This is a genomic window from Thalassobaculum sp., from assembly GCF_965223715.1.
Classification (GTDB): Bacteria; Pseudomonadota; Alphaproteobacteria; order Thalassobaculales; family Thalassobaculaceae; genus Thalassobaculum.
On record NZ_OZ245012.1, the window covers coordinates 3,145,932 to 3,167,209 of the forward strand.

Sequence of the window (21,278 nt, forward strand, 5' to 3'; positions counted from 1 at the left end):
GGGACGCACCCTCGCCGGCCAAGATGCCCCCTGCCCGCGCCGGCGCCAGTCAACAGGACGTGAGCGTTTCGTGTGCATGGTCCAACCCCGCTGCCATGGCACCACGAAACCAGGCCGAATGGCGCTACCGGCAGGGCCAAACCGGGCGCAGGATCGCTGCCAACAAGACAATGGAGGCATTCCATGCCCGACGGCCAAGCTTCGATCACAAAACCGAGTGTCTGCCCGCTCGACTGCCCGGATACCTGCAGCCTCGACGTCACGGTCGAGGCCGGCCGGGTCACCGGCGTGCGCGGCTCTACCGCCAACCCGCTCACCGAGGGCGTGGTCTGCAACAAGGTCTCGCGCTACTACCCGCACTTCGTCCATGGCGAGGGCCGGCTGACCTATCCGATGAAGCGGGTCGGCAGGCGCGGCGAGAACGCCTTCGAGCGCATCACCTGGGACGAGGCGCTGGACCTGGTCCATGCCGGCCTGACCAGGGCGATCGAAGCGCATGGTCCGCAATCCGTCGTGCCGCTGGCCTATGCCGGGCCGCATGGGATGCTGGCCGGCGGGTCGATGGATTTCCGCTTCTTCCACAAGATGGGCGCCACCCTGCTCGACCGCGGGCCGATGTGCGGCGGCGTGAAGGGCGAGGCCTTCGTGTCGATCTACGGGGCGATGCCCGGCACCCCGCCGGAGCAAGGCATCGGCGCCGAGCTTATCATCGTGTGGTCGAACAACGTCACCGTCTCCAACCTGCACTTCATCCGCACGATCAACCGGGCGAAGGCGTCGGGCGCCAAGATCGTCGTTGTCGATCCCAAGCGGATCAAGGCGGCGGAGCAGGCCGACATGCATGTGGCGATCCGGCCCGGCACCGACGTGGTCCTGGCCTTCGCGCTCGCCGCCGAGCTGGAGCGGATCGGCGCCTTCGACCAGGCGTTCATCGATCGCTGGGCCTCAGGGGCGGACGAGTACATGGCCGCCGCGCGGGAATGGACGGTCGAGAAAGCAGCCGAGGTCTGCGGCGTGCCCGAGGAGCAGATCCGCACCCTGGCCTCCTGGTATGCCGAGGCCAGCCCGGCGCTGATCGGCATGGGCAACGGCATGGAGCGCAACCAGAACGGCGGCAATTCCGTACGGGCGGTGGTCGCCCTGCCGGTGCTCTGCGGCAAGTGGGGCGTGCGCGGCGGCGGCGTGATCGCCAAGGTCGGCGCGGCCGTGCCGAAGACCGTGGCGAAGCTCCAGCGCACCGACCTGATCCCCGAGGGGACCCGGCGCATGAACATCATGGACGTGCCGGCCAACATGCTGCGCAACGACCTGGACCCCAAGGTCGCGGCGGTGTTCGTCTACAACCACAACCCCGTTGCCGTGTTCCCGGACCAGAAGCTGGTCATGAACGCCTTCAGCCGCGAGGACGTCTTCGTCGTCGGCTGCGAGGTGCAGATGACCGACAGCATGCGCTACTGCGACGTGATCCTGCCGGCCTGCAGCCATTTCGAGCATGCCGATCTCTTCCCCGCCTATGGCCAGACCTACCTGCAGCGGGCCGAGCCGGTGATCGCGCCGGTGGGTGAAGCGCTGCCGAACACGGAGATCTTCCGTCGGCTGGCGGCCCGGTTCGGCTACACCGATCCGTGCTTCGCCGCCACCGATGCCGAGCTGATGGACGAGGCGGTGGACGGCACCGATCCGCGCCTGGGCGGGCTGCGGCCGAGCCAGCTTCCGCTGGACCGGGCGCTGAACATGACCGCGGACGGGGCCAAGGAGATCGTGCCCTTCGCCACGGTCTTCCCGAAGACCGCATCGGGCAAGGCGGAGCTCGCGTCGGACTGGATGGCGCAGGCCCGTGGCTTCCGCGTGCCGGCCTATCGGCCGGTGGAGAGCGCCTATCCGCTCGCCCTGATCACCCCCTCCTCCGCGCACCGCACCAACGCCACCTTCGGCGGCCATGCGGCGAGCGACGGGGTACAGCCGCTGGAGATCAACCCAGCGGACGCGGCCTCCCGCGGGATCGAGGAGGGCGACCTGGTGCGGGTCCACAACGACCTCGGCGAGACGGTGCTGCGGGCGGTGCTCACCGACGCGGTGCGGCCGGGGACGGTGTATTCCGACAAGGGCACCTGGATGCGCACCAGCGACACCGGCCTGACGGTCAACGCCCTCCTGCCGACCCACAAGGCGGATCTCTGCGAGGGGGCGTGCTTCAACGACGCACGGGTGGAGGTGGCGCGGGTTTAGGGGACGCAACCGGTCCTCACTCTTCCATTGCGTCATCCCGGGCGATCCCGGACCCGATCCGGGAGCGGCCCGGGACCCAGCAAGCAGCCCCTGGGTCCCGGCCGTCCTCCGGGTCAAGCCCCGGAGAACGCCGGGATGACGATGACGAGAGAGGAAAGCGGCGTCTTCATTTCGTCCCCCGCCCCTTTCCGCTTCTCCGCGCCCGGAACGGCAGCACGGTGGCGCTCTGGCGGTTCGCCACCTCTGGCGGCCGCTGGGCCAGCGCCGTCAGGATCAGGCCCACCTTGCCGCCGGCGTTGCGGTAGGGCAGGTGGGCTGCCATCAGGTCCTGGTGGCGCATCTGCACGATCCCCGGCGGGGTCAGCCGCCCGGCCCCGGCATAACCGGCTCCGATCCAGGACAGCACCGTCCCCGGCTCGGCCCATTCCGGGTAGGCCCCCAGCAGCTCGCCGCCCAGCAGCGTGCGGGTGATCGAGCCGGCATACTCGATCCGGAACGACCCGCGCAGCGGATCGAGATAGGCCAGCAGCAGGCTCGGCATGATCTCGCACAGGTCCGCCAGGAACAGCTCGTCCGCATCGGGCAAGTCAGACCCGGCCCGCTGGTCGTCCCAGTAGCGGCGCAGGTCGTCGAACCATTCGGGCCCGGCCAGCGCCCACCGCTCCTCTCCCCATCCGCCGCATCCCAGGGTCATGCCCGCCTCCTCTCGCAAGGGATCACCGGCGGACCTATGGAAGGCGGGGACCGGTTTCCCTCCCCGAGCGCCGTTTTGGCGGAATCCGAGGGGTGTTTGACATTGCGGACAGGACGGCCTCCCCGCACCCTGGCGCCATGACACTCGACACCATCCCCTGCATCGCCATCCTCGCCGTGCCCGGCTGCCAGCTGCTGGACGTGACCGGGCCGTTCGAACTGTTCGCCTCGGCCACCGCGCCGGGCTCGCCCGGCCGGGCCTACCGGGTCGTGCTGGTCGCACCGGAGGGGCTGCGGGTGACGACGGAGGCCGGGCTGGTGCTGGAAGCGCACGAGACCCTGGCCAGCCTGGACCCGGCCCGCATCGACACGCTCATCGTCGCCGGCGGGCCGGGCTCGCGGCAGATGCCGGTGACCGGCCCCCTGCGCGACTGGATCCTCGCCACCGCCGAGGCCGCCCGCCGGGTCGCCACGGTCTGCACCGGCGCCTTCCTGCTGGCCCGCACCGGGTTGCTGGACGGGCGGACCGTCACCACCCACTGGCAGCACGCCGACACGCTGGCCGCCCGCCATCCGTCCCTGCGGGTCGAGCCGGACCGGATCTACGTGGAGGACGGACGGTTCTGGAGTTCGGCCGGGGTGACCGCCGGTATGGACCTGACGCTGGCCATGATCGCCCGCGACCTCGGCCGCGAGGAGGCCCTGCGCATCGCCCGCTCCAAGGTCATGGCCATGCAGCGCAGCGGCGGCCAGCGCCAGTACAGCAGCGAACTCGCCCTGCAGTCGGCCGCCAACGACCGGCTCGCCGCGCTGCAGGCCTGGATGTTCGATCATCTAGACGACCGGCTCTCGGTGGAGGATCTGGCGGCCCGCGTCGGCATGTCCCCGCGCACCTTCGCCCGCCGCTTCCGCGAGGCGGTCGGCGAGACCCCGGCCGCCTTCGTCGAGCGCGCCCGCCTGGACGCCGCCCGGCGCAGGCTGGAGCGGCCCGGCGTGGCGGTGGAGCAGGTGGCGCTGCAGACCGGCTTCATGAATGCCGAGCGCATGCGCCGCAGCTTCCAGCGCGCCTTCGGCGTCTCGCCGGCCGAATACCGGCGTCAGTTCGGCGGGGCGGCAGCCCCCTTGGAGAGCAGATCCGTTTCGGAAAGGAGAATGTGATGCGCGTCGGTTTCCTGATGTTCGACGACCTGGAAGAGCTGGACATGGTCGGCCCCTGGGAGGTCTGGACCATGGCCGGACACCTGAAGCCGGAGATCGACTGCGTCACCATCGGCCCGAGCGACGCGCCGGTGCGCTGCGCGAAGGGCCTGCGGGTGGTGCCGGACCACACCATGGCCAACTGTCCCAAGCTGGACGTGCTGGTGGTGCCGGGCGGCCAGGGGACCCGGCGCGAGGTGAACAACCCGGAGCTGCTCGCCTGGATCGACCGGACGGCGGCGGACTGCACCTGGGTGACGTCGGTGTGCACCGGCTCGATGCTGCTGGCGGCGGCCGGGCCGGCCAGGGGCAGGCGGATCACCACCCACTGGCGGGCGGTCGACCTGGTGCGCGGCCGCGGCGAGGCGGGCGCGGTGCTGGACGACGTGCGCTACGTGCGCGACGGCAATGTGGTGAGTTCGGCCGGCGTGTCGGCCGGGATCGACATGGCGCTGTGGCTGATCGGCGAGATCTGGGAGCCGGCCTTCGCCCGTCAGGTCCAGCGCAACATGGAATACGACCCCGCCCCGCCCCACCAGGGCGCGGTGTAGCGCCCATAGATTTTCGACGTCATCCCGGCGGGCTCCGGACTTGATCCGGAGGTCGGCCGTGACCGGTGGGTGGTACGACGTCAGTGGCTTGGTCCTGACTTTCGTCAGGACGACGGCTGTTATTTTGTGGCCTCTTCCCCCGTCGTCCTGACGAAAGTCAGGACCAAGCCTCCATAGCATCAGCCGCCAAGCGGCAGCCCCTACTCCGCTGCCCCGATGGCCAGAAACTTGTCCCGCCGTTCGGCCCGCAGCTCGCCGCCGTCGCGGCCGACCAGTTCGCTCAGGTTCCGGTCGATCGCCGCCCCGAGCGCGTCCAGAGCCGGGGCGGGCTCGCGGTGGGCGCCGCCCAGCGGCTCCTTCACGATGCCGTCGATCACCCCCAGCTTTTCCAGATCCTGCGCCGTCATCTTCAGCGCCTCGGCGGCGTCCTTGGCGTGCTCGGCCGAGCGCCACAGAATGGACGCGCAGCCCTCCGGCGAGATCACCGAATAGATCGCGTGCTCCAGCATCAGCACCCGGTTGCCGGCGGCCAGGGCCACCGCACCGCCGGAGCCGCCCTCGCCCAGGATGGTGGCCACCAGCGGCACCCGCACGGCGAGGCAGGTCTCGATCGCCCGGGCGATCGCCTCGGCCTGGCCGCGCGCCTCGGCATCGACGCCGGGATAGGCACCAGCGGTGTCGACGAAGGTCAGGATCGGCATCTTGAACCGGTCGGCGAATTCCATCAGCCGGCGCGCCTTGCGGTAGCCTTCCGGCCGGGCCATGCCGAAATTGCGGCGCACCCGCTCCTCGGTGGTCGCCCCCTTCTCGGTGCCGATCACGACGACCGACCGGCCCTTGAACCGGCCGACGCCGCCGACGATGGCGGGATCGTCGGAGAACGACCGGTCGCCGGCCAGCGGCACGTATTCGTCGATCAGATGGTCGATCGCCGCCTGGGCGTGCGGGCGGCCGGGATGACGCGCGACCTGCACCTTCTGCCAGGGCGACAGCTTCTGATAGGTGGCGCGGAGCTGGCGCTCGACCTTGGCCTCCAGCTTGGAGACCTCCTCGGCGATGTTCAGGTCGCCGTCGCTCGACAGGTGGCGGAGCTCTTCGATCTTGCCTTCCAGGTCGGCAATCGGTTTTTCGAAATCGAGGAACTGATGCATGCGGGAAATCTACTCCGTTTGCGGCGGCGCACCATACCGATGCCGCCCGTCCCCCTCAAGCGCGGCCGGAGGGGGCGTCAGCGCTGGGCAAGGGGATGATGTGTCTCGACCAGGGCCCGAAGGCGTTCGGTCAGTACATGGGTATAGATCTGCGTTGTGGAAATGTCGGCGTGGCCCAGCATCTGCTGCACGCTACGAAGGTCGGCGCCGTGATCCAGCAGATGGGTGGCGAAGGCGTGGCGCAGGACGTGGGGCGAGACGCGCTTGCGGTCGATCCCGGCCTCCAGGGCCACCTCGTCCAGCAACTGGCCGAAGCGCCGGCGGGTCAGGTGCCCCTCGGCCGAGCGCGAGGGGAACAGGAAGGGCGAGGACTTCCCGGCAATGAACACGCCGCGCACCGCCTTGTAGTCGGCGATCGCCGCCATGGCCGCATCGGTCAGCGGCACCATGCGTTCCTTGTCGCCCTTGCCGCGCACCAGCAGCACACGGGGGTCGCGCGCCACCGCCGCGAAGGGCAGTCCGACCAGCTCCGAGACCCGCAGGCCGGTGGCGTAGAGGATCTCCAGCAGGCAGACCAGCCGCAGCCCCTCCGGCCCATCCAGACCGCGGGCGGCGTCGAGCAGGGCATCGACCTCGGTCTCCGACAGGATCTTGGGCAGCGGGCGGCCCTGGCGCGGGGCGTCCAGCACCGTGGTCGGATCGTCGGTGCGGTGGCCGTCGCTGTACAGGAACCGGTAATACTGGCGCAGGGCCGAAAGCCGTCGGGCGGCGGTGCGCGGCGCCATGCCGGCACGCTCCAGCCCGTCGAGATAGCCCCGCAGGTCGTCGCTGTCCGCCGTCGGGAGCGACCGCCGGCGCCCGCTCAGCCAGCCCCCGGCATCCGCCAGGTCGCGGCGATAGGCGTCGAGCGTGTTCCGCGACACCCCGCGCTCGGCGACCAGCATCTCCAGGAACGCCTCGACGGTGAAGTCCAATGCCGGCGCCGCCTCGGGCATGTCAGAGCCCGTGGGCCAGGGCGGCTTCGGTGGCCAGACGCCGGGCCTCCGGCTCCAGGCCGACGGCGACCAGGGCGCGCACCATGTCGGCCAGGGCCGGGATGGCGATCTCGCCCAGGGGCGTCTCGCCCGGGGCGGCGACGCAGAGCATCACCGTCTCGCCCAGCCGGCGGCTGTCGGCGGCGGCCCGGATCGCGAAGGCGAAGGCGGTCTCCGGCACGCCGCGGATATCGACGCTCGGCGCCGAGACCAGCCCGCGCCAGGCATCGCTGCCCACCGGATCGCCGAGCGCGGCCATCAGCGCCAGGGCAGCGGAGCCGCGCAGGGTGGCCTGCTGCGGATCGATGGAGCGCAAATGCTCCCACCAGCGCGCCACGGAGGCGTCGTCGAAGGACACCGCCGGATCGCCGCCGGCCAGCCGCACGGTGGCCCAGAGCCGCAGCCAGGCGCTCGACGCCTCGCCGGTGCCGGTACCTTCCACCCGTCGCAGGCGCTCCAGCCAGGGGCGGGCGGCGCGGAACTGGTCGGCCGCCATCAGGCCACGCACCGCGTCTTCGGCGAACCAATCCACATCCACGCCCGGGTCCAGCGCCACCAGGAACGGCGCGAAGAGCCGCACGGTCTGGCGCCAGGTCTCGTCGTCCTCGGCCATGGCCATCGCCTTGGCGATCGCCTGGGCCCGGGCATCCGGCGCGGTCTGGGTCTCGGTGACCCGCCACAGGATCGCCCGGCTCAGCGGGCCGGGATCGGCCTCGGCGGCGGCGATCACCGCATCCACCGAGCCGGTCGAGACCGACACCTCGTCATAAAGATCGGTGACCTCCCGGGCGGCGAGGGCACCCGCCCGCTCCGCCTTCTCCGCCGCCTCCAGACGCTGCGCGAAGGACACGTTTCCGGCGCCGCGGGCGAGGGCCACCAGGACCGGCAGGGACTCGATCTCGGAGACGTCCGGCTCGATCTTCAGCCCCGAGATCCGGGCCAGCGCCAGATGCACCGGCCCCGCCCCGCCCATGCGGAAGGGCGAGCCGGTCTGCCCGGTCGTGGCGGCCTGGACCAGGGCGGCGAACAGCTCGTCCTCGTCACCCAGTTCCGACAGCAGCCGGGCGCTGAAATCGACCTTGGCGTCGCGTCCCGCCAGGGCATCGCAGACCGCCGCCACCTTGATCCAGAACGTATCCGTCGCCGTCTCGGTGAGCTGGCCGTAGAGCTGGCAAGCGCGCTCGTCCTCGCCGCGCGCGAAGGCCGCCTCGGTCAGCGGCCGGGTCAACTCGGGTGAAACCCGGTCGCCCGGCAGCCGGTCGGCCAGCGCCGCCAGATCGTCGATCGCCCCCATGGCCAGCAGCCGCTCGGCCCGCACCAGCAGGAGCGCCCCTTCCGGAGTCAGGTCCCGGGGGGCGGGACCGGCGGTCAGCAGCGCGCGCCGCGCCAGATCCCGCAGGACCCGGCTATCCGGGGCGGCAGGCAGCAGCGACACCAGCCGCAGGGCGATCTCGCCGGGCGTCCCGTTCCAGTAATCCGACGGCAGGCCTCCGGTGGCCGGGGTCAGCGTGCCCACGGCATCCAGCGTCAGTCGGGCCAGCGGGTCGATGGTGATCGAGCCGTCCACCGTCGTTCGGGTCTGCGGGGCGGCCGGCGCCTGCTGGAAGGTCGGCACCACCGGCTGGGTGTCGGCGGGGGGCTGGCTGAACACGGGGGGCTGGCCGAAGACGGGCGCCTGCTGGCTGTCCCGGAGCGACGGGTCGGTGGTCGTCGCGTCCGTCTGCGGCGGCGGTCCGATCTGGATCGGCGCCCCGATCTGCGCCTGGGCGGCGGACGGGGCAAGGGTTCCGAGGCAGGCGCAGGCCAGCAGGGCGAAGCCGGCCCGACCGAGAGCTGCGGACAGCGCGCTAACGCGGGAACCGATCATTCGGTATCACCTTCTCGACCGACGCGGTGGGCGCGGGGATGTCCCATGTCAGCAGGAACACCGCGCCTCCGGCGAGGATCAGAATAAGCAGGAAGAACACGAACAGAGTAAAACGCATGGCCAAGGCCCGGTCGCCGGAGTCGATACAAACGTCTCCCGCCCGGCCGGGCGCGGGAAGGCGCGCCGTCAGTCGGCTGGCGGGTGTCGCGACGCATATGCTACGGTCCTAACTAAGGCGCGACGGTGGCACTTTAACCGGTGGCGCACGGCACGCGCAAACGAACCCACGGGATCCGGCCATGTCCGGGACATTGATCATGGCGGCTCGTCCGACCACACAGGCGTCATTGACCGAATCGCAGTCGGAAACCGTCTCGGAAACCACCCCGGCGGTCCTGCTCACCCAGCCCCTGGTGCTGGTCGGCCTGATGGGGGCGGGCAAGAGCAGCATCGGCAAGCGCCTGGCCAGCCGCTTCGGCGTCGCCTTCGCCGATGCCGACACCGAGATCGAGAAGGCGGCCGGACGGACCATCCCGGAGATCTTCGAGGCGTTCGGCGAGGAGGAGTTCCGCAACGGCGAACGGCGGGTGATCCGCCGGCTGATCGAGAGCGGCGGCCCCCGGGTGCTCGCCACCGGCGGCGGTGCCTTCATGGCCGACGACACCCGCGCCCTGATCAAGGCCGAGGCCACCTCGCTCTGGCTCAAGGCCGATTTCGAGACCCTGTTCGAGCGGGTGTCCAAGCGCTCCAACCGGCCGCTGCTGAAGACCGCCGACCCGAAGGCGACCCTGCGCGAGCTGATGCAGAAGCGCTATCCGGTCTATGCCGAGGCCGATCTCGTGGTGGAAACCTTTCGGGTGCCGATTGAGGAGACGGTCGATAAGGTCTATCACGCCGTGCTCGACCACCTGGCGCGCGAGGCCGCGCCCCCTCAATGACGCCCAGCAATGACGGACGACACATGAACAGCACCGCACCGAGCGACATCGAGACCGTCACGGTCGATCTCGCGGACCGGCGGTACGAGATCCGGGTCGGGGCCGGCCTGATCGCGGCGGCTGACCGGGAACTGGCCGACCTGATCGACGACCGCCAACTCGTGGTGATCGCCGATGAGGGCCTGACCGGGCCGCATCTGAGCGCCCTGCAAGCCGCCCTCCAGCGCTCCGCCGCCCGGCGGGTCGACACGCTGACCACCCCGGCGGGCGAGTCCGGCAAGACCTTCGTCCAGTATCAGGACCTGTGCGAGCGCGCCCTGGCGCTGGGCATCGACCGGCGCACGCTGATCGTCGCCTTCGGCGGCGGCGTGGTCGGCGACCTCGCCGGCTTCGTGGCGGCGAGCCTGCTGCGCGGCCTCGACTTCATCCAGATCCCGACCACCCTGCTGGCCCAGGTGGACAGCTCGGTCGGCGGCAAGACCGGCATCAACACCCGCCACGGCAAGAACCTGGTCGGCGCCTTCCACCAGCCGCGCCGGGTGCTGATCGACACCACCGTGCTCGACACCCTGCCGCCGCGCGAACTGCTGGCCGGCTATGCCGAGGTGGCGAAATACGGCGCGCTCGGCGACTGCGGCTTCTTCGAATGGCTGGAGCAGCACGGCAAGGCGGTGATCGACGGCGACCCGGATGCCCGCCGCCGGGCCATCGTCGCCTCCTGCCGGGCCAAGGCGGAGGTGGTGGCCGGCGACGAGCGCGAACAGGCCGGCGGCCGGCGCGCCCTGCTCAATCTCGGCCACACTTTCGGCCATGCCCTGGAAGCCATGGCCGGCTATGACGGCTCGCTGCTGCATGGCGAGGCGGTGGCCGTCGGCATGGTGCTGGCGGCGCGTCTCTCCGTTCAGATCGGCGCATGCACCGGCCAGGATGCCGAGCGGCTGACCCGGCATCTCTCGGCGGTCGGCCTGCGCACCGAGCTGGACCAGCTCGATCCGACGCGGGGCTGGACGGCCGACGACCTGCTGGCCCATATGACCAAGGACAAGAAGGCGCGCGACGGACGCATCGTCTTCGTGCTGCTGGACGCGCTCGGCGAGGCCCGGGTGCGCGACGACATCGACCCGGCGCAGGCCCGCGCCCTCCTGACCCGGCCGAAGGCGGCCTGAGCCTGACCCATGGACCTGCCGTCGACTTTCGATATCGACATGGGAACCGCCATCACCCTCGGGGTGATCGCGCTGCTGATCCTGATGTCGGGTTTCTTCTCCGGCTCCGAGACAGCGCTCACCGCCGCCAGCAAGGCGCGGCTGAGCCAGCTCGCCCGCAAGGGCAGCACCCGGGCGGCCACCGTGGTCGACCTGAAGGACAAGAGCGACAGCCTGATCGGCGCCATCCTGATCGGCAACAACATCGCCAACATCCTGGCCTCGGCACTCGCCACCAGCGCCATGATCGCTCTGGTCGGCGAGAGCGGCGTTGCCATCGCCACGGTGGTCATGACCGTGCTGGTCGTGATCTTCGCCGAGGTGCTGCCGAAGACCTACGCCATCAACAACCCGGACAAGATGGCGCTGTTCGTCGCCCCCCTGGTGCGTGCCCTGGTCTGGATCCTCACCCCCTTCACCTGGGCGACACGGGTGATCGTCGGCGGCACGCTCAAGCTGTTCGGCGTCTCGGTCGCCGCCGGCCTCGGCCATGACGAGCGCGAGGAGGAACTGCGCGGCCTGATCGAGATGCACGCCGATGGCGGCCAGGAGGTCGACCACGAGCGGGCCATGCTGCGCTCCATCCTCGACCTGGCCGATGTGGAGGTCGAGGAGATCATGACCCACCGGGGCTCGGTGCGGATGATCGACGCCGACGCGCCGATCGACGAGCTGCTGAGCCAGGTGCTGGAGAGCCCGTTCACCCGCCTGCCGCTGTACCGCGAGGAACAGGACAACATCGTCGGCGTGCTGCACGTCAAGGCGCTGCTGCGCGCGATCCGCGCCGCCAAGGGGATCACGCCGGAGGCCTTCGACGTGATGGCCATCGCCGCCGAGCCCTGGTTCATCCCGGACACCACCACCCTGCTCGACCAGCTCCAGGCGTTCCGCGAGCGGCGCGAGCATTTCGCCGTGGTGGTCGACGAGTACGGCAGCTTCATGGGCGTGGTGACCCTGGAGGACATCCTGGAGGAGATTGTCGGCGACATCCTGGACGAGCACGACGTGGCCGTCTCCGGCGTGCGGCCGCAGCCGGACGGCTCCTATGTGGTGGAGGGATCGGTCACCCTGCGCGACCTGAACCGGGAGTTCGAGTGGAACCTGCCGGACGAAGAGGCCTCCACCATCGCCGGGCTCGTGCTATATGAAGCCCGTAAGATTCCGGAGGTCGGGCAGGAATTCTCCTTCCACGGCTTCCGCTTCCGGATCCTGCGGCGCCATCGCAACCAGATGACCCTGTTGCGCATGACCCCGATCACCGAGCCGGGCGGCGACTGAGCGCCCAGGCGCCCGACGGCGCCGCCGCCCTGCCTCACCCTGCCCCACCCTGCCGCTGCCACGAGAGATACCCATGCCGCTGAGCCCTCCCGTAGAGCGTGAACCCGTCCACGACCGCACCATCGTCTGCAAGGGCTGGCGGCGCAGCGACGGGATGTGGGACATCGAAGGCCATTTGGTCGATACCAAGAGCTACGCCTTCCCCAACGAGTTCCGCGGCACCGTGGAGCCGGGCCAGGCGATCCACGACATGTGGCTGCGCCTGACCATCGATGCGGACATGACGGTGCACGGGGCCGAGGCCTCGACCGACGCGAGCCCGTTCCCGATCTGCCCGTCGATCACGCCGAACTTCAAGCGGCTGGAAGGCCTGTCCATCGGTGCCGGCTGGCGCAAGCAGGTGCGCGAGCGGCTCGGCGGCGTGGAGGGCTGCACCCATCTGGTCGAGCTGCTCGGCCCGCTGGCGACGGTGGCCTATCAGACGATCTTCGGCGAGAAGTCCCGCATGCAGCGCGAGGCCGAGGCCCGGGGCGAGGCACCGAAGAAGACGGCCGCCAGCGGCAAGCCCCCGCGCCTGCTCAACACCTGCCACGCGTTCTCGGATACAGGGCCGGTGGTGGAGAAGATGTGGCCGGAATGGTACCGGCCCAAGGCGGAGGCGGGGGAGTAGCGCCTCCACATTACGCGCACTCCCCGGCCTTGTGCCGGGGCAATCCCGTCAAACTGACCGACGGTCGGGATGTCCATTCCGACGCCCGCCCCTGTCCCCACGCTTGCCCCGGCACAAGGCCGGGGAGTGAATATTGGGACAGGAAAAACGCCTTACCGCCCCACGAAACTCGGCTTCTCCTTCGCCAGGAAAGCCTTGTACCCGCGCTGGAAGTCCTCGGTGTCGAAGGCGTCGTAGCCCTCGTCGATCTCCGCATCGCTCAGCGGGGAGGGGTCGGTGAGGCGGTAGACGAATTTCTTGTGCCAGCGCGCGGTCAGCGGTGCGCCCTCGGCGATCTTCGCCGCCCACTCATACGCCGCGGCCTCCACCTCGGAATCCGGCACCACCTTGTTCACGATGCCGTAGTGATAGGCCTTCTCCGCGTTCAGCAGGTCGCCGACCAACAGGATCTCCAGCATGGCGGTGGCGCCGTATTTCTTCACCTGGAATTCCAGCTCCTCCGGCGATTCCACCAGGCCGAGCCGCTTCACCGGCACGCCGAACCGGCTGCTCTCACCGCAGATCCGCAGGTCGCAGAGGGCCGCCAGCCCGAAGCCGCCGCCGACGCAGAGCCCCTCGATCAGGGCGATGGTCGGGTGCCGGCAGGAGACCACGGCATGGCCCGAGGGGTTGGAGGTCTTCGCGTACTCGATCGCCGCCTTCTTGTCCTTGCGCACACTCTCGAACTCGGAGATGTCCGCGCCGGCGGAGAACGCCTTGCCGCCGGCGCCGCGGATCACCACGCAGCGCAGCTCCTCATCCGCATCCAGGGCGGTGAAGACCTTGCCGAGTGCGCCGAACACCTCGAGGTTCATGGCGTTGTGCTTGGATGCCCGGTTGATCGTCACCGTGGCGATCCGGTCCTCCACATGGACGAGCACATCCTCGGTCCCGCTCAGCTCGCTCGTCCCTTTGACTTCACTCATTCGGCAGCCTCCTTGTTGGGCAATGTACCGAGCAGGACCGCGCCCTTCTCGGCCAGGGCGGCGATCTCGGTCTCGCCATAGCCCAGTTCCTCGAGCACCCCGGCCGTGTGCTGGCCGAACAGCGGCGACGGCGTGGCGACCTTGCCCGGCGTGGTCTCGAACTTGATCGGCAGGCCGATGGTCTGGACCTTGCCGGCGACCGGGTGGTCGGTGGTCGGCACCATCTCGCGGGCGATGGTCTGCGGGTCCTGGTGCATCTCCAGCACGTCGAAGATCGGGCCGGCCGGGATGCCGCGCGCCTCGAACTCGGCGAGCCAGGCGTCGCTCGTCTTCGTCTCGAACCGGGCGTTCAGCTCGGCCTCGAGATCCTTCAGGTTGGCCATGCGGTCGCCGTTGGTGCGGAAGCGCGGGTCGTCGGCGAGCTGCGGGGCGCCGATCATGTCCAGCATGCCGGTCCAAAACGCCCCGGTATTGGCGGCGATGTTGATATAGCCGTCGGCGGTCTTAACCGCCTGATAGGGCGCGTTCAGCGGATGGGCCGAGCCCATGGCGCGCGGCGCCACCCCGGTGGCGAAGGCGATGGCCGACTGCCAGTAGGTATGGGTGATCCCCGCCTCCATCAGCGAGGTGTCGAGCCGCTGCCCCTGCCCGGTCTTCAGCCGGTGCGAATAGGCTGCACAGACGCCGAGCGCCAGCAGCAGGCCGGCGGTGATGTCGCAGACCGGGGCGCCGACCTTGACCGGCGGGCCGTCCGGCCGCTCGCCGGTGATGCTCATCAGCCCGCTCATGCCCTGGGCGACCAAGTCGAAGCCGCCGCGCTTGGCATAGGGGCCGGTACGCCCGAAGCCGGAGATGGAGGCGTAGATCAGGCCCGGATTGATCGCCTTCAGGTCCTCGTAGCCGAGGCCGAGCCGTTCCAGCACGCCGGGACGGAAATTCTCGGTCAGCACGTCGGCCTTGGCGACCAGCTTGCGCAGGATCTCGGCCCCCTCCTCGGTCTTCAGGTCGATGACGACGCCGCGCTTGTTGCGGTTCATCATCATGAAGGCGGCTGCCTCGCCGTTGATCTCCGGCGGCAGGTTGCGCCGCGTGTCGTCGCCGCCCTTGATCTTCTCCACCTTGATGACGTCGGCGCCCATATCGGCGAGCATCAGCCCGCAGGTGGGCCCGGCCATGTGATGGCAGAGCTCGATCACCGTCATGCCCTGGAGCGGGCCGAACCCCCGGTTCGCCATTCGATCCTCCCGGTTCTTACGTGGTGTTCTTGATTAACGGCATTTCCCCATGCGCGAGCGCGGGGGTCAAGGTGGGGAGCGCGGTGGGAAGCTCTCTCTCAACGCTCACAGTTCACTCACTCCCCGGATTTATTCCGGGTGAGGCTGGGGATCTGTCGGAGCTTGAAAGCGTCCTCCGACGCGCGGGTTGACGCCTCGCCCCGGAATAAATCCGGGGAGTGGGAGAGAGGGAGAGTGAGGGTCAGCCCGGTTTCCCGCTCCCCAGCGCCTTGAAGATCTCCGCCGTCGAGCCGTCGATGTGACGCGCCATCACAGCGCGAACGCCCGCCACCTCCCCCGCCAGGGCCAGGATTTCCCCATGCTCATCGTTCGACAGGCCCGCCACCCGCACGCCCCGGTTGGGAGCGGCCACCGGAAGGCGCTCGGCGACACCGGCTTCGGGGCGGAGCTGGCGGTCGCGGATGCGGAGTTCCCGACTATGGCGGCCTTCGTGACGGAGTTCCTGAATTAGGCCTCTGATCTCGCCGTGAGCAGGAGCCCGCAAGGCGAGGTGCCAAACGGCCGGCCGAAGTTCCCGACTATTCAATCTCCGTTGGGTCCCGGCCGACCTCCGGGTCAAGCCCGGAGCTCGCCGAGATGACGGTATCACTGCAATCCAACTTTCACCGTCATCCCGGGCGTCCCCGGACCTGATCCGGGGACGGGCCGGGACCCAGAGGGGCGCCAGACCTTCGGCACCTCCCCCTGCGGGCTCCTGCTCAGAGAACGGTCGGAGGTGGGGGGTAGGCATCAGCGGGCGGTCTTCCCATCTCGACAACGCCCCGCCGTCCGCGCATGGTCGCGCCAACCAGACACGGAGGGACGACATGGCGAAGCCTCGGATCGCGGTATTCGCGCTCGGCGGGACGATTTCGATGGTCAAGGGCGAGGCCGGCGTGCGACCGGGGCTCACGGCGGAACAGCTCGTCGCCGCGGCGCCCGGCATCGACGCGCTGGCCCGGATCGAGGCGCGCACGGTCAGCACCATCGGCAGCTCCGATCTGTCGGTGGACAACGTGCTGGAGGTCGCCCGCGCCATCGAGGCGGCGGTGGCCGACGGGGTCGAGGGCGCCATCGTCACCCAGGGCACCGACACGATGGAGGAATCCGCCTTCCTGCTGGACCTGGCCCTGCGGGTGGACGTGCCGGTGGTCGTCACCGGGGCCATGCGCAATCCGCTGTCGATCTCCCATGACGGACCCGGCAACGTCTATGCCGCCATGCAGGTGGTGACCGACCCGACCGTTCGGCGCGACGCCCGCGACCTCGGCGTCATGGTGGTGATGCTCGACAGCATCCACGCGGCGGTCGATGTCGCCAAGACCAACACCAGCCGGATCGACGCCTTCGCCAGCCCCGAGGCCGGGCCGTTGGGCGTGGTGGTGGAGGACCGGGTGCGCCTGACCGGCCGGCCGGTGCGCGACCACAAGGCGGCGCTCGACGCCGCCCTCGGCGACCTCACGCTCACCTCGGTCGAACCGCCCCTGCCCTCGGTCGCGATGCTGACCATGGCGCTCGGCGAGAGCGGCGCCCTGCTGGCGGCGATGGCAGCCGATCCGGACTGTTTCGGCTATGGCGGCATCGTCCTGGGGGCGATGGGCGGCGGGCACACCCCGTCCTGGCTCACCCCGCATCTGGACGGGCTGATCCCGCGCTTGCCGGTGGTGATGGCCGGGCGGATGCAGGCGGGCTACCTGCTGGCCAAGACCTACGAGCGCGAGGGGTCGGAGATGGACCTGCTGCGCCGGGGCGTGCGCTCGGCCGGCCGGCTGCCGCCGCTCAAGGCCCGGCTGCTGCTGACCGCGATGCTGATGGGCGGGCTCGACCAGGACGCCATGGACCGGGTGTGGGCCGCCGCCAACTGAGGCGCCAAAAGAAAGCGGCGCCCCGGTTGCCCGGAGCGCCGCCCATCCCCCACCGCAACTGGCCCCACCGCAACCGGCCGCACCGCAACCGGATGCGTCAGGCGGCCTGAACCCGTCCGACGAAGCGGTCGACCACGTCGCGCAGCTCGCCGGACACCACGGTCGTACGGCCGGCGGCGTCGGTGACGTTGCCGACGGTCGCCACGGTCCGGTCCGTCGCCTCGTTCACCCCGCCGATATTGGCCGAGAGCTGCTCGGTGCCGCGGGCGGCCTCCTGCATGTTGCGGGTGATCTCGGCCGTCGCCGCCTTCTGCTGCTCCACCGCCGCGGAGATCGCCGCGGAGATCTCGTCCACCATTTCGATGCTGGACACGATCTCGCGCACCGCCGCCACCGAGGTGCCGCAGGCCTGCTGCACCCGCTGGATCTTCTCCGCGATCTCCTCGGTCGCCTTGCCGGTCTGGGTCGCCAGGCTCTTCACCTCCGACGCGACGACGGCGAAACCCTTGCCGGCCTCGCCCGCCCGGGCCGCCTCGATCGTGGCGTTCAGCGCCAGCAGGTTGGTCTGCTCGGAGATGCTGGTGATCAGCTCCACCACCTGGGCGATGGCCTCGGACTGGGCGGCCAGATCCTCCATGGAGGTCAGGGTCACCCGCGCCTTGTCGGAGGTGTTGCGGACCGTGTCGCTGGACCGGGTCACCTGGCCGACGATCTCGCCGAAGGAGGAATCCATCTCCTCGGCCGCCGCCGACACGCTCTGCACGTTGGTCGAGGTCTGCTCGGAAATCGACGCGACCTCGGAGCTGCGGTCCTTGGTCTCGCCGGCGACGGTGCGCAGGGTCTCGGCCGATCCGCCCAGCTCCTCCGACACGCCGCGCAGCTTCTCCAGCCGCTCGCCGATGCTGGTCTGGAACTCGGAGATCGCCTCCTCCAGGGCCGAGGCGCGTTCCTGGCGGCGCTGGTCGAGCTTGGCCTGTTCGGCCTCCAGCTCCTTGGTGCGGATCATGTTGTCCTTGAAGACCTGGACCGCCCGGGCCATCTGGCCGATCTCGTCTTGGGCCTCGGTCGACGGCACCTCCGTCTGCAGCTCGCCCTCGGCCAGATGCCCCATGCTCTCGGTCAGCGAGCCGACCGGGCCGGTGATGCTGCGGGCCATCAGGGTGGCCGACAGGATGCCAATCAGCAGGGCTGCGAGCGCGACCGAACCGGCGATGATCAGGGAGATCTCGGCGGTGGAGTGCATGTCGGAGCCCAGGTCGTTCTGCAGCTCCAGGTACTTGTTCTCCATGTCCTCGATCAGCGTCGCGGACTGGTCGCCCAGCACGTTGAGCTGGTCGGAGATCATCTGATTGCGCCTCACCGTCATCTGGACGATGGAATCAAAGGTCTCGCCGAAGGCGGTCAGGTCCTCCTGCACGGTGATCGCCCGGAAATCGCCGGCATCGACCAGCTCGGTGACGATCTCCAGGGCGTTGCCGAGGAACTTGCGGACATAGCCGATGGCCTCGGGATCGTTGGTCACCAGGAAGCGCTGTGAGGCGAAGCGGACCTCGAGCGCGCCCTCCAGCGCATAGGCCAGGTCGCCCATCGCCGCGACGTCGCCCCAGCCTTTGGCATCCTCGACCATCTCCTTGATCAGCGAGGTGAACCGCTGGCCGGTCTCGTTCAGGGTGGCGACCACCTTCTTGCGCTCGTCATGCAGGGCCGAGACCTGGGCGAAGGTCTGCCCATAGGTTGTAATGTTCTCCTGAAGCTGGTTCAGCAGGGCCACCTGCGCCGGATCGGTGATCGAGGCCTCGGCCTCGTCGAGCAGGGCCTGGACGTCGGCGAGGCGCATCTCCACCAGGGCGGCGGCACTGGCCGACCCGCTGCTCTCGAACGCCTTGGCGCTGATCTGGCTGGTCAGGATGGTCGCCTGGATCCGGGCGATCAGGTTGGTGTTCGTGGCGATGGCGCGGTAGGCGGAGACGCCCTCGCGGGACTGCCACAGGCTGTATCCAGCCTGGGCGGCCAGGACGAGCAACAGCACGATGATGATGCCAAAGCCCGCTGCGAGCCTGGTGCCGATCCTGAAGTTCGACAGGTACGAATGGGCTGACATTTCACAACACCCTATTTGTTTTTCGTTTCCTCCACTGCCCTACGTTGTAATAGAAAAATTAAATTTTCCTGAAGGAAAAAAGGGTCATATTTTCCGCGCTTTCTATGGAAGATCTTGACACTTTATTTCGCACCGCACAAAGACCGCCCCCGACCCTCACCTTGTGAGCGCCGGGGGCAATCGTCGCGGGGCTGACGGGGCCTGTCCTCAGGCCGCCTTGACCCGCTGAATGAACCCGTCGATCGCGTCCTTCATGGCGACCGCCTCGGCTTCCGTCCGCCGGGCCGCGGTGGTGACGCCACCGACGGTGGAGGATGTCCGGTCGGAGGCCTCGTTCACCCGGGCAATGTTGGAGGAGAGCTGCTCGGTACCCTTCGCCGCCTCCTGCATGTTGCGGGTGATCTCGGAGGTGGCCGCCTTCTGCTGCTCCACCGCCGCGGAGATCGCCGCGGAGATCTCGTTGACCTCCTCGATGCTGGAGACTATCTCGCGCACCGCCGACACCGAGGTGCCGCAGGCTTCCTGGACCCGCCGGATCTTCTCGGCGATCTCCTCGGTGGCCTTGCCGGTCTGAGTCGCCAGCGACTTCACTTCGGAGGCGACGACCGCGAAGCCCTTGCCGGCATCCCCCGCCCGGGCGGCCTCGATGGTGGCGTTCAGGGCGAGCAGGTTGGTCTGTTCGGCGATGCCCGTGATCAGTTCCAGCACCTGGGCGATGCCCTCCGACTGCTCCTGCAGGTCCTCGATGGAGGTCAGGGTCTGGCGGGCCCGACCCGAGGTGTTCTCCACCGACGTGCTGGCCCGGCTGACCTGGGAGACGATCTCGCCGAAGGACGAGTCCATCTCCTCGGCCGCCGCCGAGACGCTCTGGACATTCGCCGCGGTCTGATCCGAGGCGGCCGCCGCACCGGTGCTCTGCTCCTTGGTCTCGTTCGCCACGCCGGTGAGCGTGTCGGCCGAGCGGCCGAGCTCGTCGGAGACCCCGCGCAGGGCCTCCAGGCGCTCGGCGATCTGGGACTGGAAGCTGTTGACCGCCGCCTCCATCGCCTCCGCCCGGCGGTTGCGCTCGGCCTGCTGCTTCTTCTCCTGCTCCTCCAACTCGCGGGCCCGGATCATGTTGTCCTTGAAGACCTGGACCGCGCGGGCCATCAGGCCGATCTCGTCCTTCTGCTCGGTGGACGGGATCTGCGTGCCCGTGTCGCCATCGGACAGCCGGCCCATGGCCGCGGTGAGACCGCTCACCGGCGCGGTGATGCTGCGGGTGATCAGCAGGGCGGCGATGATCCCGACGATCACCGCCACCGTGGCGACGCCGATCGACACGACGACCGAGTTTTCGGTATCCGCCTGCATCTGCGGGCCGAGGGTGTCCTGAACCGACTTGTAGTCGAGCTTCATCGCCTCGATTTCTTCGGCGATCTGCGGGCCGATACGGTCCAGCGTTCCGGTGATCAGGGCGTTCCGCTCCTGGATCACCTTGCCGACGGCCCGCAACGCATCCTCATACGCCGTCAACTGGCGGACCATCGTGTCGACGACCGCGTCGTCCACCACGCCGCGGAGCAGCTCGGCATTCTTCTTGCCGTCCAGTTCATAGGCGATGGCGGATTCCAGATCCTCGGGCCGGTTCTCAAGCAGGAACTTGTTGGCATCGAGCCGCATCGCCAGAAGGTCCTTCATGGCGATGGCCAGGGCCGCGATCTGCGCCGGCTTGCCGTTGCCGGAGACCGTCTCGACCGTCGCCTCGAGCGAGGCCGTCGCGGCCGGACCGACCGTGTTCAGGATGGCGACGAGCTCGTTGCGGTTCGCTTGGAGGTCGGTGACCTTCTTGAAGGTCTGGCCGTACTCCTCCATCTGGGCCCGCATCTGGGCCAGGGCCTCCCGGCGCTCCGGGTTCTTGATCGTCTGCGCGGCTTCGTCGAACAGGGCCATCGTGGCGGCATGGCGTTCCTGCACTGCCCGGATCGAGGCGTCGGATCCGGTCTTCACGAAGTCTTTCACCCCCAGCCGGGTGGCGAGCACGTTGGCCTGGATGCGGCCGATCTGGTTGGTGTTCACGGCCGTGCGCCGATAGTCGACGACGTCCTGGCTGGTGCCCATCAGGTTGGTGCTGACGGTGGCGGCGAGCAGCACCATCAGGCCGAGGACAATGCCAAACCCGCCGAAGAGGCGGGCACTGATCTTCAAGTTTGAAAGGCGCTTCACGTCAGCATCCCCACGCAGAAGTAAAATTAGGATGCGGAGTATGGGCGATGCCCCG

Annotated in this window: 17 protein-coding genes; 9 read left to right on the top strand and 8 right to left on the bottom strand. The window is 69.3% G+C overall.

Annotated elements, in window-relative coordinates; all coding sequences use genetic code 11:
* Positions 1–183: 183 nt before the first annotated feature.
* Complete coding sequence (locus tag ACOQOP_RS14490) at positions 184–2,229, top strand: molybdopterin-containing oxidoreductase family protein (protein WP_420562515.1); 2,046 nt, start codon at positions 184–186, stop codon at positions 2,227–2,229.
* A 166-nt stretch (positions 2,230–2,395) separates the two neighbouring features.
* Here the strand turns inward: ACOQOP_RS14490 and ACOQOP_RS14495 are convergent, their stop codons facing one another.
* A complete protein-coding gene (locus tag ACOQOP_RS14495) occupies positions 2,396–2,923 on the bottom strand; it encodes a hypothetical protein (protein WP_420562516.1) in 528 nt (175 codons plus the stop codon).
* Between the two features lie 137 nt (positions 2,924–3,060).
* Between ACOQOP_RS14495 and ACOQOP_RS14500 the strand changes: the two genes are divergently transcribed.
* Positions 3,061–4,080, top strand: a complete 1,020-nt coding sequence (locus ACOQOP_RS14500) for a GlxA family transcriptional regulator (protein ID WP_420562517.1) — start codon at positions 3,061–3,063, stop codon at positions 4,078–4,080.
* Entirely contained in the window at positions 4,080–4,670 is a 591-nt protein-coding gene (locus ACOQOP_RS14505) for a DJ-1/PfpI family protein (RefSeq protein WP_420562518.1), read from the top strand. Before ACOQOP_RS14500 ends, ACOQOP_RS14505 begins: the two co-directional genes overlap by 1 nt.
* Positions 4,671–4,870: 200 nt before the next feature.
* On the opposite strand, the gene ACOQOP_RS14510 is transcribed toward ACOQOP_RS14505, so the two are convergent.
* The 3 genes from ACOQOP_RS14510 to ACOQOP_RS14520 all read right to left on the bottom strand — a co-directional run bounded on the left by ACOQOP_RS14510 (position 4,871) and on the right by ACOQOP_RS14520 (position 8,722).
* The gene (locus ACOQOP_RS14510) at positions 4,871–5,821 is read right to left on the bottom strand and encodes an acetyl-CoA carboxylase carboxyltransferase subunit alpha (protein ID WP_420562519.1); all 951 of its coding nucleotides are present in this window, start codon (positions 5,819–5,821) and stop codon (positions 4,871–4,873) included.
* A 77-nt stretch (positions 5,822–5,898) separates the two neighbouring features.
* Positions 5,899–6,816: a site-specific tyrosine recombinase XerD gene (gene xerD, locus ACOQOP_RS14515; RefSeq protein WP_420562520.1), complete on the bottom strand. Its 918-nt coding sequence runs from the start codon at positions 6,814–6,816 to the stop codon at positions 5,899–5,901.
* 1 nt (position 6,817) lies between these two features.
* A complete protein-coding gene (locus ACOQOP_RS14520; RefSeq protein WP_420562521.1) occupies positions 6,818–8,722 on the bottom strand; it encodes a hypothetical protein in 1,905 nt (634 codons plus the stop codon).
* A gap of 317 nt (positions 8,723–9,039) precedes the next feature.
* On the opposite strand from ACOQOP_RS14520, the gene ACOQOP_RS14525 reads away from it, so the two are divergent.
* The 4 genes from ACOQOP_RS14525 (at position 9,040) to ACOQOP_RS14540 (ending at position 12,813) form a co-directional block, all read left to right on the top strand.
* Entirely contained in the window at positions 9,040–9,660 is a 621-nt protein-coding gene (locus ACOQOP_RS14525) for a shikimate kinase (protein ID WP_420562522.1), read from the top strand.
* Positions 9,661–9,683: 23 nt separating this feature from the next.
* Complete coding sequence (gene aroB / locus ACOQOP_RS14530) at positions 9,684–10,826, top strand: 3-dehydroquinate synthase (protein ID WP_420562523.1); 1,143 nt, start codon at positions 9,684–9,686, stop codon at positions 10,824–10,826.
* Between the two features lie 9 nt (positions 10,827–10,835).
* Entirely contained in the window at positions 10,836–12,143 is a 1,308-nt protein-coding gene (locus ACOQOP_RS14535) for an HlyC/CorC family transporter (RefSeq protein WP_420562524.1), read from the top strand.
* 73 nt (positions 12,144–12,216) lie between these two features.
* Positions 12,217–12,813 (top strand): DUF2889 domain-containing protein, encoded by a 597-nt coding sequence (locus tag ACOQOP_RS14540; RefSeq protein ID WP_420562525.1) that lies wholly within the window; start codon positions 12,217–12,219, stop codon positions 12,811–12,813.
* A 152-nt stretch (positions 12,814–12,965) separates the two neighbouring features.
* Here the strand turns inward: ACOQOP_RS14540 and ACOQOP_RS14545 are convergent, their stop codons facing one another.
* A complete protein-coding gene (locus ACOQOP_RS14545) occupies positions 12,966–13,778 on the bottom strand; it encodes an enoyl-CoA hydratase/isomerase family protein (protein ID WP_420562526.1) in 813 nt (270 codons plus the stop codon).
* The gene (locus ACOQOP_RS14550) at positions 13,775–15,013 is read right to left on the bottom strand and encodes a CaiB/BaiF CoA transferase family protein (RefSeq protein ID WP_420562527.1); all 1,239 of its coding nucleotides are present in this window, start codon (positions 15,011–15,013) and stop codon (positions 13,775–13,777) included. Before ACOQOP_RS14550 ends, ACOQOP_RS14545 begins: the two co-directional genes overlap by 4 nt.
* A 358-nt stretch (positions 15,014–15,371) precedes the next feature.
* Here ACOQOP_RS14550 and ACOQOP_RS14555 point away from each other — a divergent pair, with 358 nt between their 5' ends.
* Both ACOQOP_RS14555 and ACOQOP_RS14560 read left to right on the top strand, forming a co-directional pair.
* A complete protein-coding gene (locus ACOQOP_RS14555) occupies positions 15,372–15,524 on the top strand; it encodes a hypothetical protein (RefSeq protein ID WP_420562528.1) in 153 nt (50 codons plus the stop codon).
* A gap of 355 nt (positions 15,525–15,879) precedes the next feature.
* On the top strand, positions 15,880–16,917 hold the full coding sequence (locus ACOQOP_RS14560; protein ID WP_420562529.1) for an asparaginase: 1,038 nt from the start codon (positions 15,880–15,882) through the stop codon (positions 16,915–16,917).
* A 97-nt stretch (positions 16,918–17,014) separates the two neighbouring features.
* On the opposite strand, the gene ACOQOP_RS14565 is transcribed toward ACOQOP_RS14560, so the two are convergent.
* Both ACOQOP_RS14565 and ACOQOP_RS14570 read right to left on the bottom strand, forming a co-directional pair.
* The gene (locus tag ACOQOP_RS14565; protein ID WP_420562530.1) at positions 17,015–19,018 is read right to left on the bottom strand and encodes a methyl-accepting chemotaxis protein; all 2,004 of its coding nucleotides are present in this window, start codon (positions 19,016–19,018) and stop codon (positions 17,015–17,017) included.
* Positions 19,019–19,225: 207 nt separating this feature from the next.
* Complete coding sequence (locus ACOQOP_RS14570; RefSeq protein ID WP_420562531.1) at positions 19,226–21,223, bottom strand: HAMP domain-containing methyl-accepting chemotaxis protein; 1,998 nt, start codon at positions 21,221–21,223, stop codon at positions 19,226–19,228.
* Between the last annotated feature and the right edge of the window lie 55 nt (positions 21,224–21,278).

Bases quoted from the DNA above. Each gene is read 5' to 3' on its own strand.
- ACOQOP_RS14565 (WP_420562530.1), bottom strand. From the start codon at position 19,018: ATGTCAGCCCATTCGTACCTGTCGAACTTCAGGATCGGCACCAGGCTC.
- ACOQOP_RS14525 (WP_420562522.1), top strand. From the start codon at position 9,040: ATGGCGGCTCGTCCGACCACACAGGCGTCATTGACCGAATCGCAGTCG.
- ACOQOP_RS14505 (WP_420562518.1), top strand. From the start codon at position 4,080: ATGCGCGTCGGTTTCCTGATGTTCGACGACCTGGAAGAGCTGGACATG.
- ACOQOP_RS14495 (WP_420562516.1), bottom strand. From the start codon at position 2,923: ATGACCCTGGGATGCGGCGGATGGGGAGAGGAGCGGTGGGCGCTGGCC.
- aroB (WP_420562523.1), top strand. From the start codon at position 9,684: ATGAACAGCACCGCACCGAGCGACATCGAGACCGTCACGGTCGATCTC.
- ACOQOP_RS14510 (WP_420562519.1), bottom strand. From the start codon at position 5,821: ATGCATCAGTTCCTCGATTTCGAAAAACCGATTGCCGACCTGGAAGGC.
- ACOQOP_RS14535 (WP_420562524.1), top strand. From the start codon at position 10,836: ATGGACCTGCCGTCGACTTTCGATATCGACATGGGAACCGCCATCACC.
- ACOQOP_RS14540 (WP_420562525.1), top strand. From the start codon at position 12,217: ATGCCGCTGAGCCCTCCCGTAGAGCGTGAACCCGTCCACGACCGCACC.
- ACOQOP_RS14545 (WP_420562526.1), bottom strand. From the start codon at position 13,778: ATGAGTGAAGTCAAAGGGACGAGCGAGCTGAGCGGGACCGAGGATGTG.
- xerD (WP_420562520.1), bottom strand. From the start codon at position 6,816: ATGCCCGAGGCGGCGCCGGCATTGGACTTCACCGTCGAGGCGTTCCTG.
- ACOQOP_RS14550 (WP_420562527.1), bottom strand. From the start codon at position 15,013: ATGGCGAACCGGGGGTTCGGCCCGCTCCAGGGCATGACGGTGATCGAG.
- ACOQOP_RS14490 (WP_420562515.1), top strand. From the start codon at position 184: ATGCCCGACGGCCAAGCTTCGATCACAAAACCGAGTGTCTGCCCGCTC.
- ACOQOP_RS14500 (WP_420562517.1), top strand. From the start codon at position 3,061: ATGACACTCGACACCATCCCCTGCATCGCCATCCTCGCCGTGCCCGGC.
- ACOQOP_RS14520 (WP_420562521.1), bottom strand. From the start codon at position 8,722: ATGATCGGTTCCCGCGTTAGCGCGCTGTCCGCAGCTCTCGGTCGGGCC.
- ACOQOP_RS14555 (WP_420562528.1), top strand. From the start codon at position 15,372: ATGCTCATCGTTCGACAGGCCCGCCACCCGCACGCCCCGGTTGGGAGC.
- ACOQOP_RS14560 (WP_420562529.1), top strand. From the start codon at position 15,880: ATGGCGAAGCCTCGGATCGCGGTATTCGCGCTCGGCGGGACGATTTCG.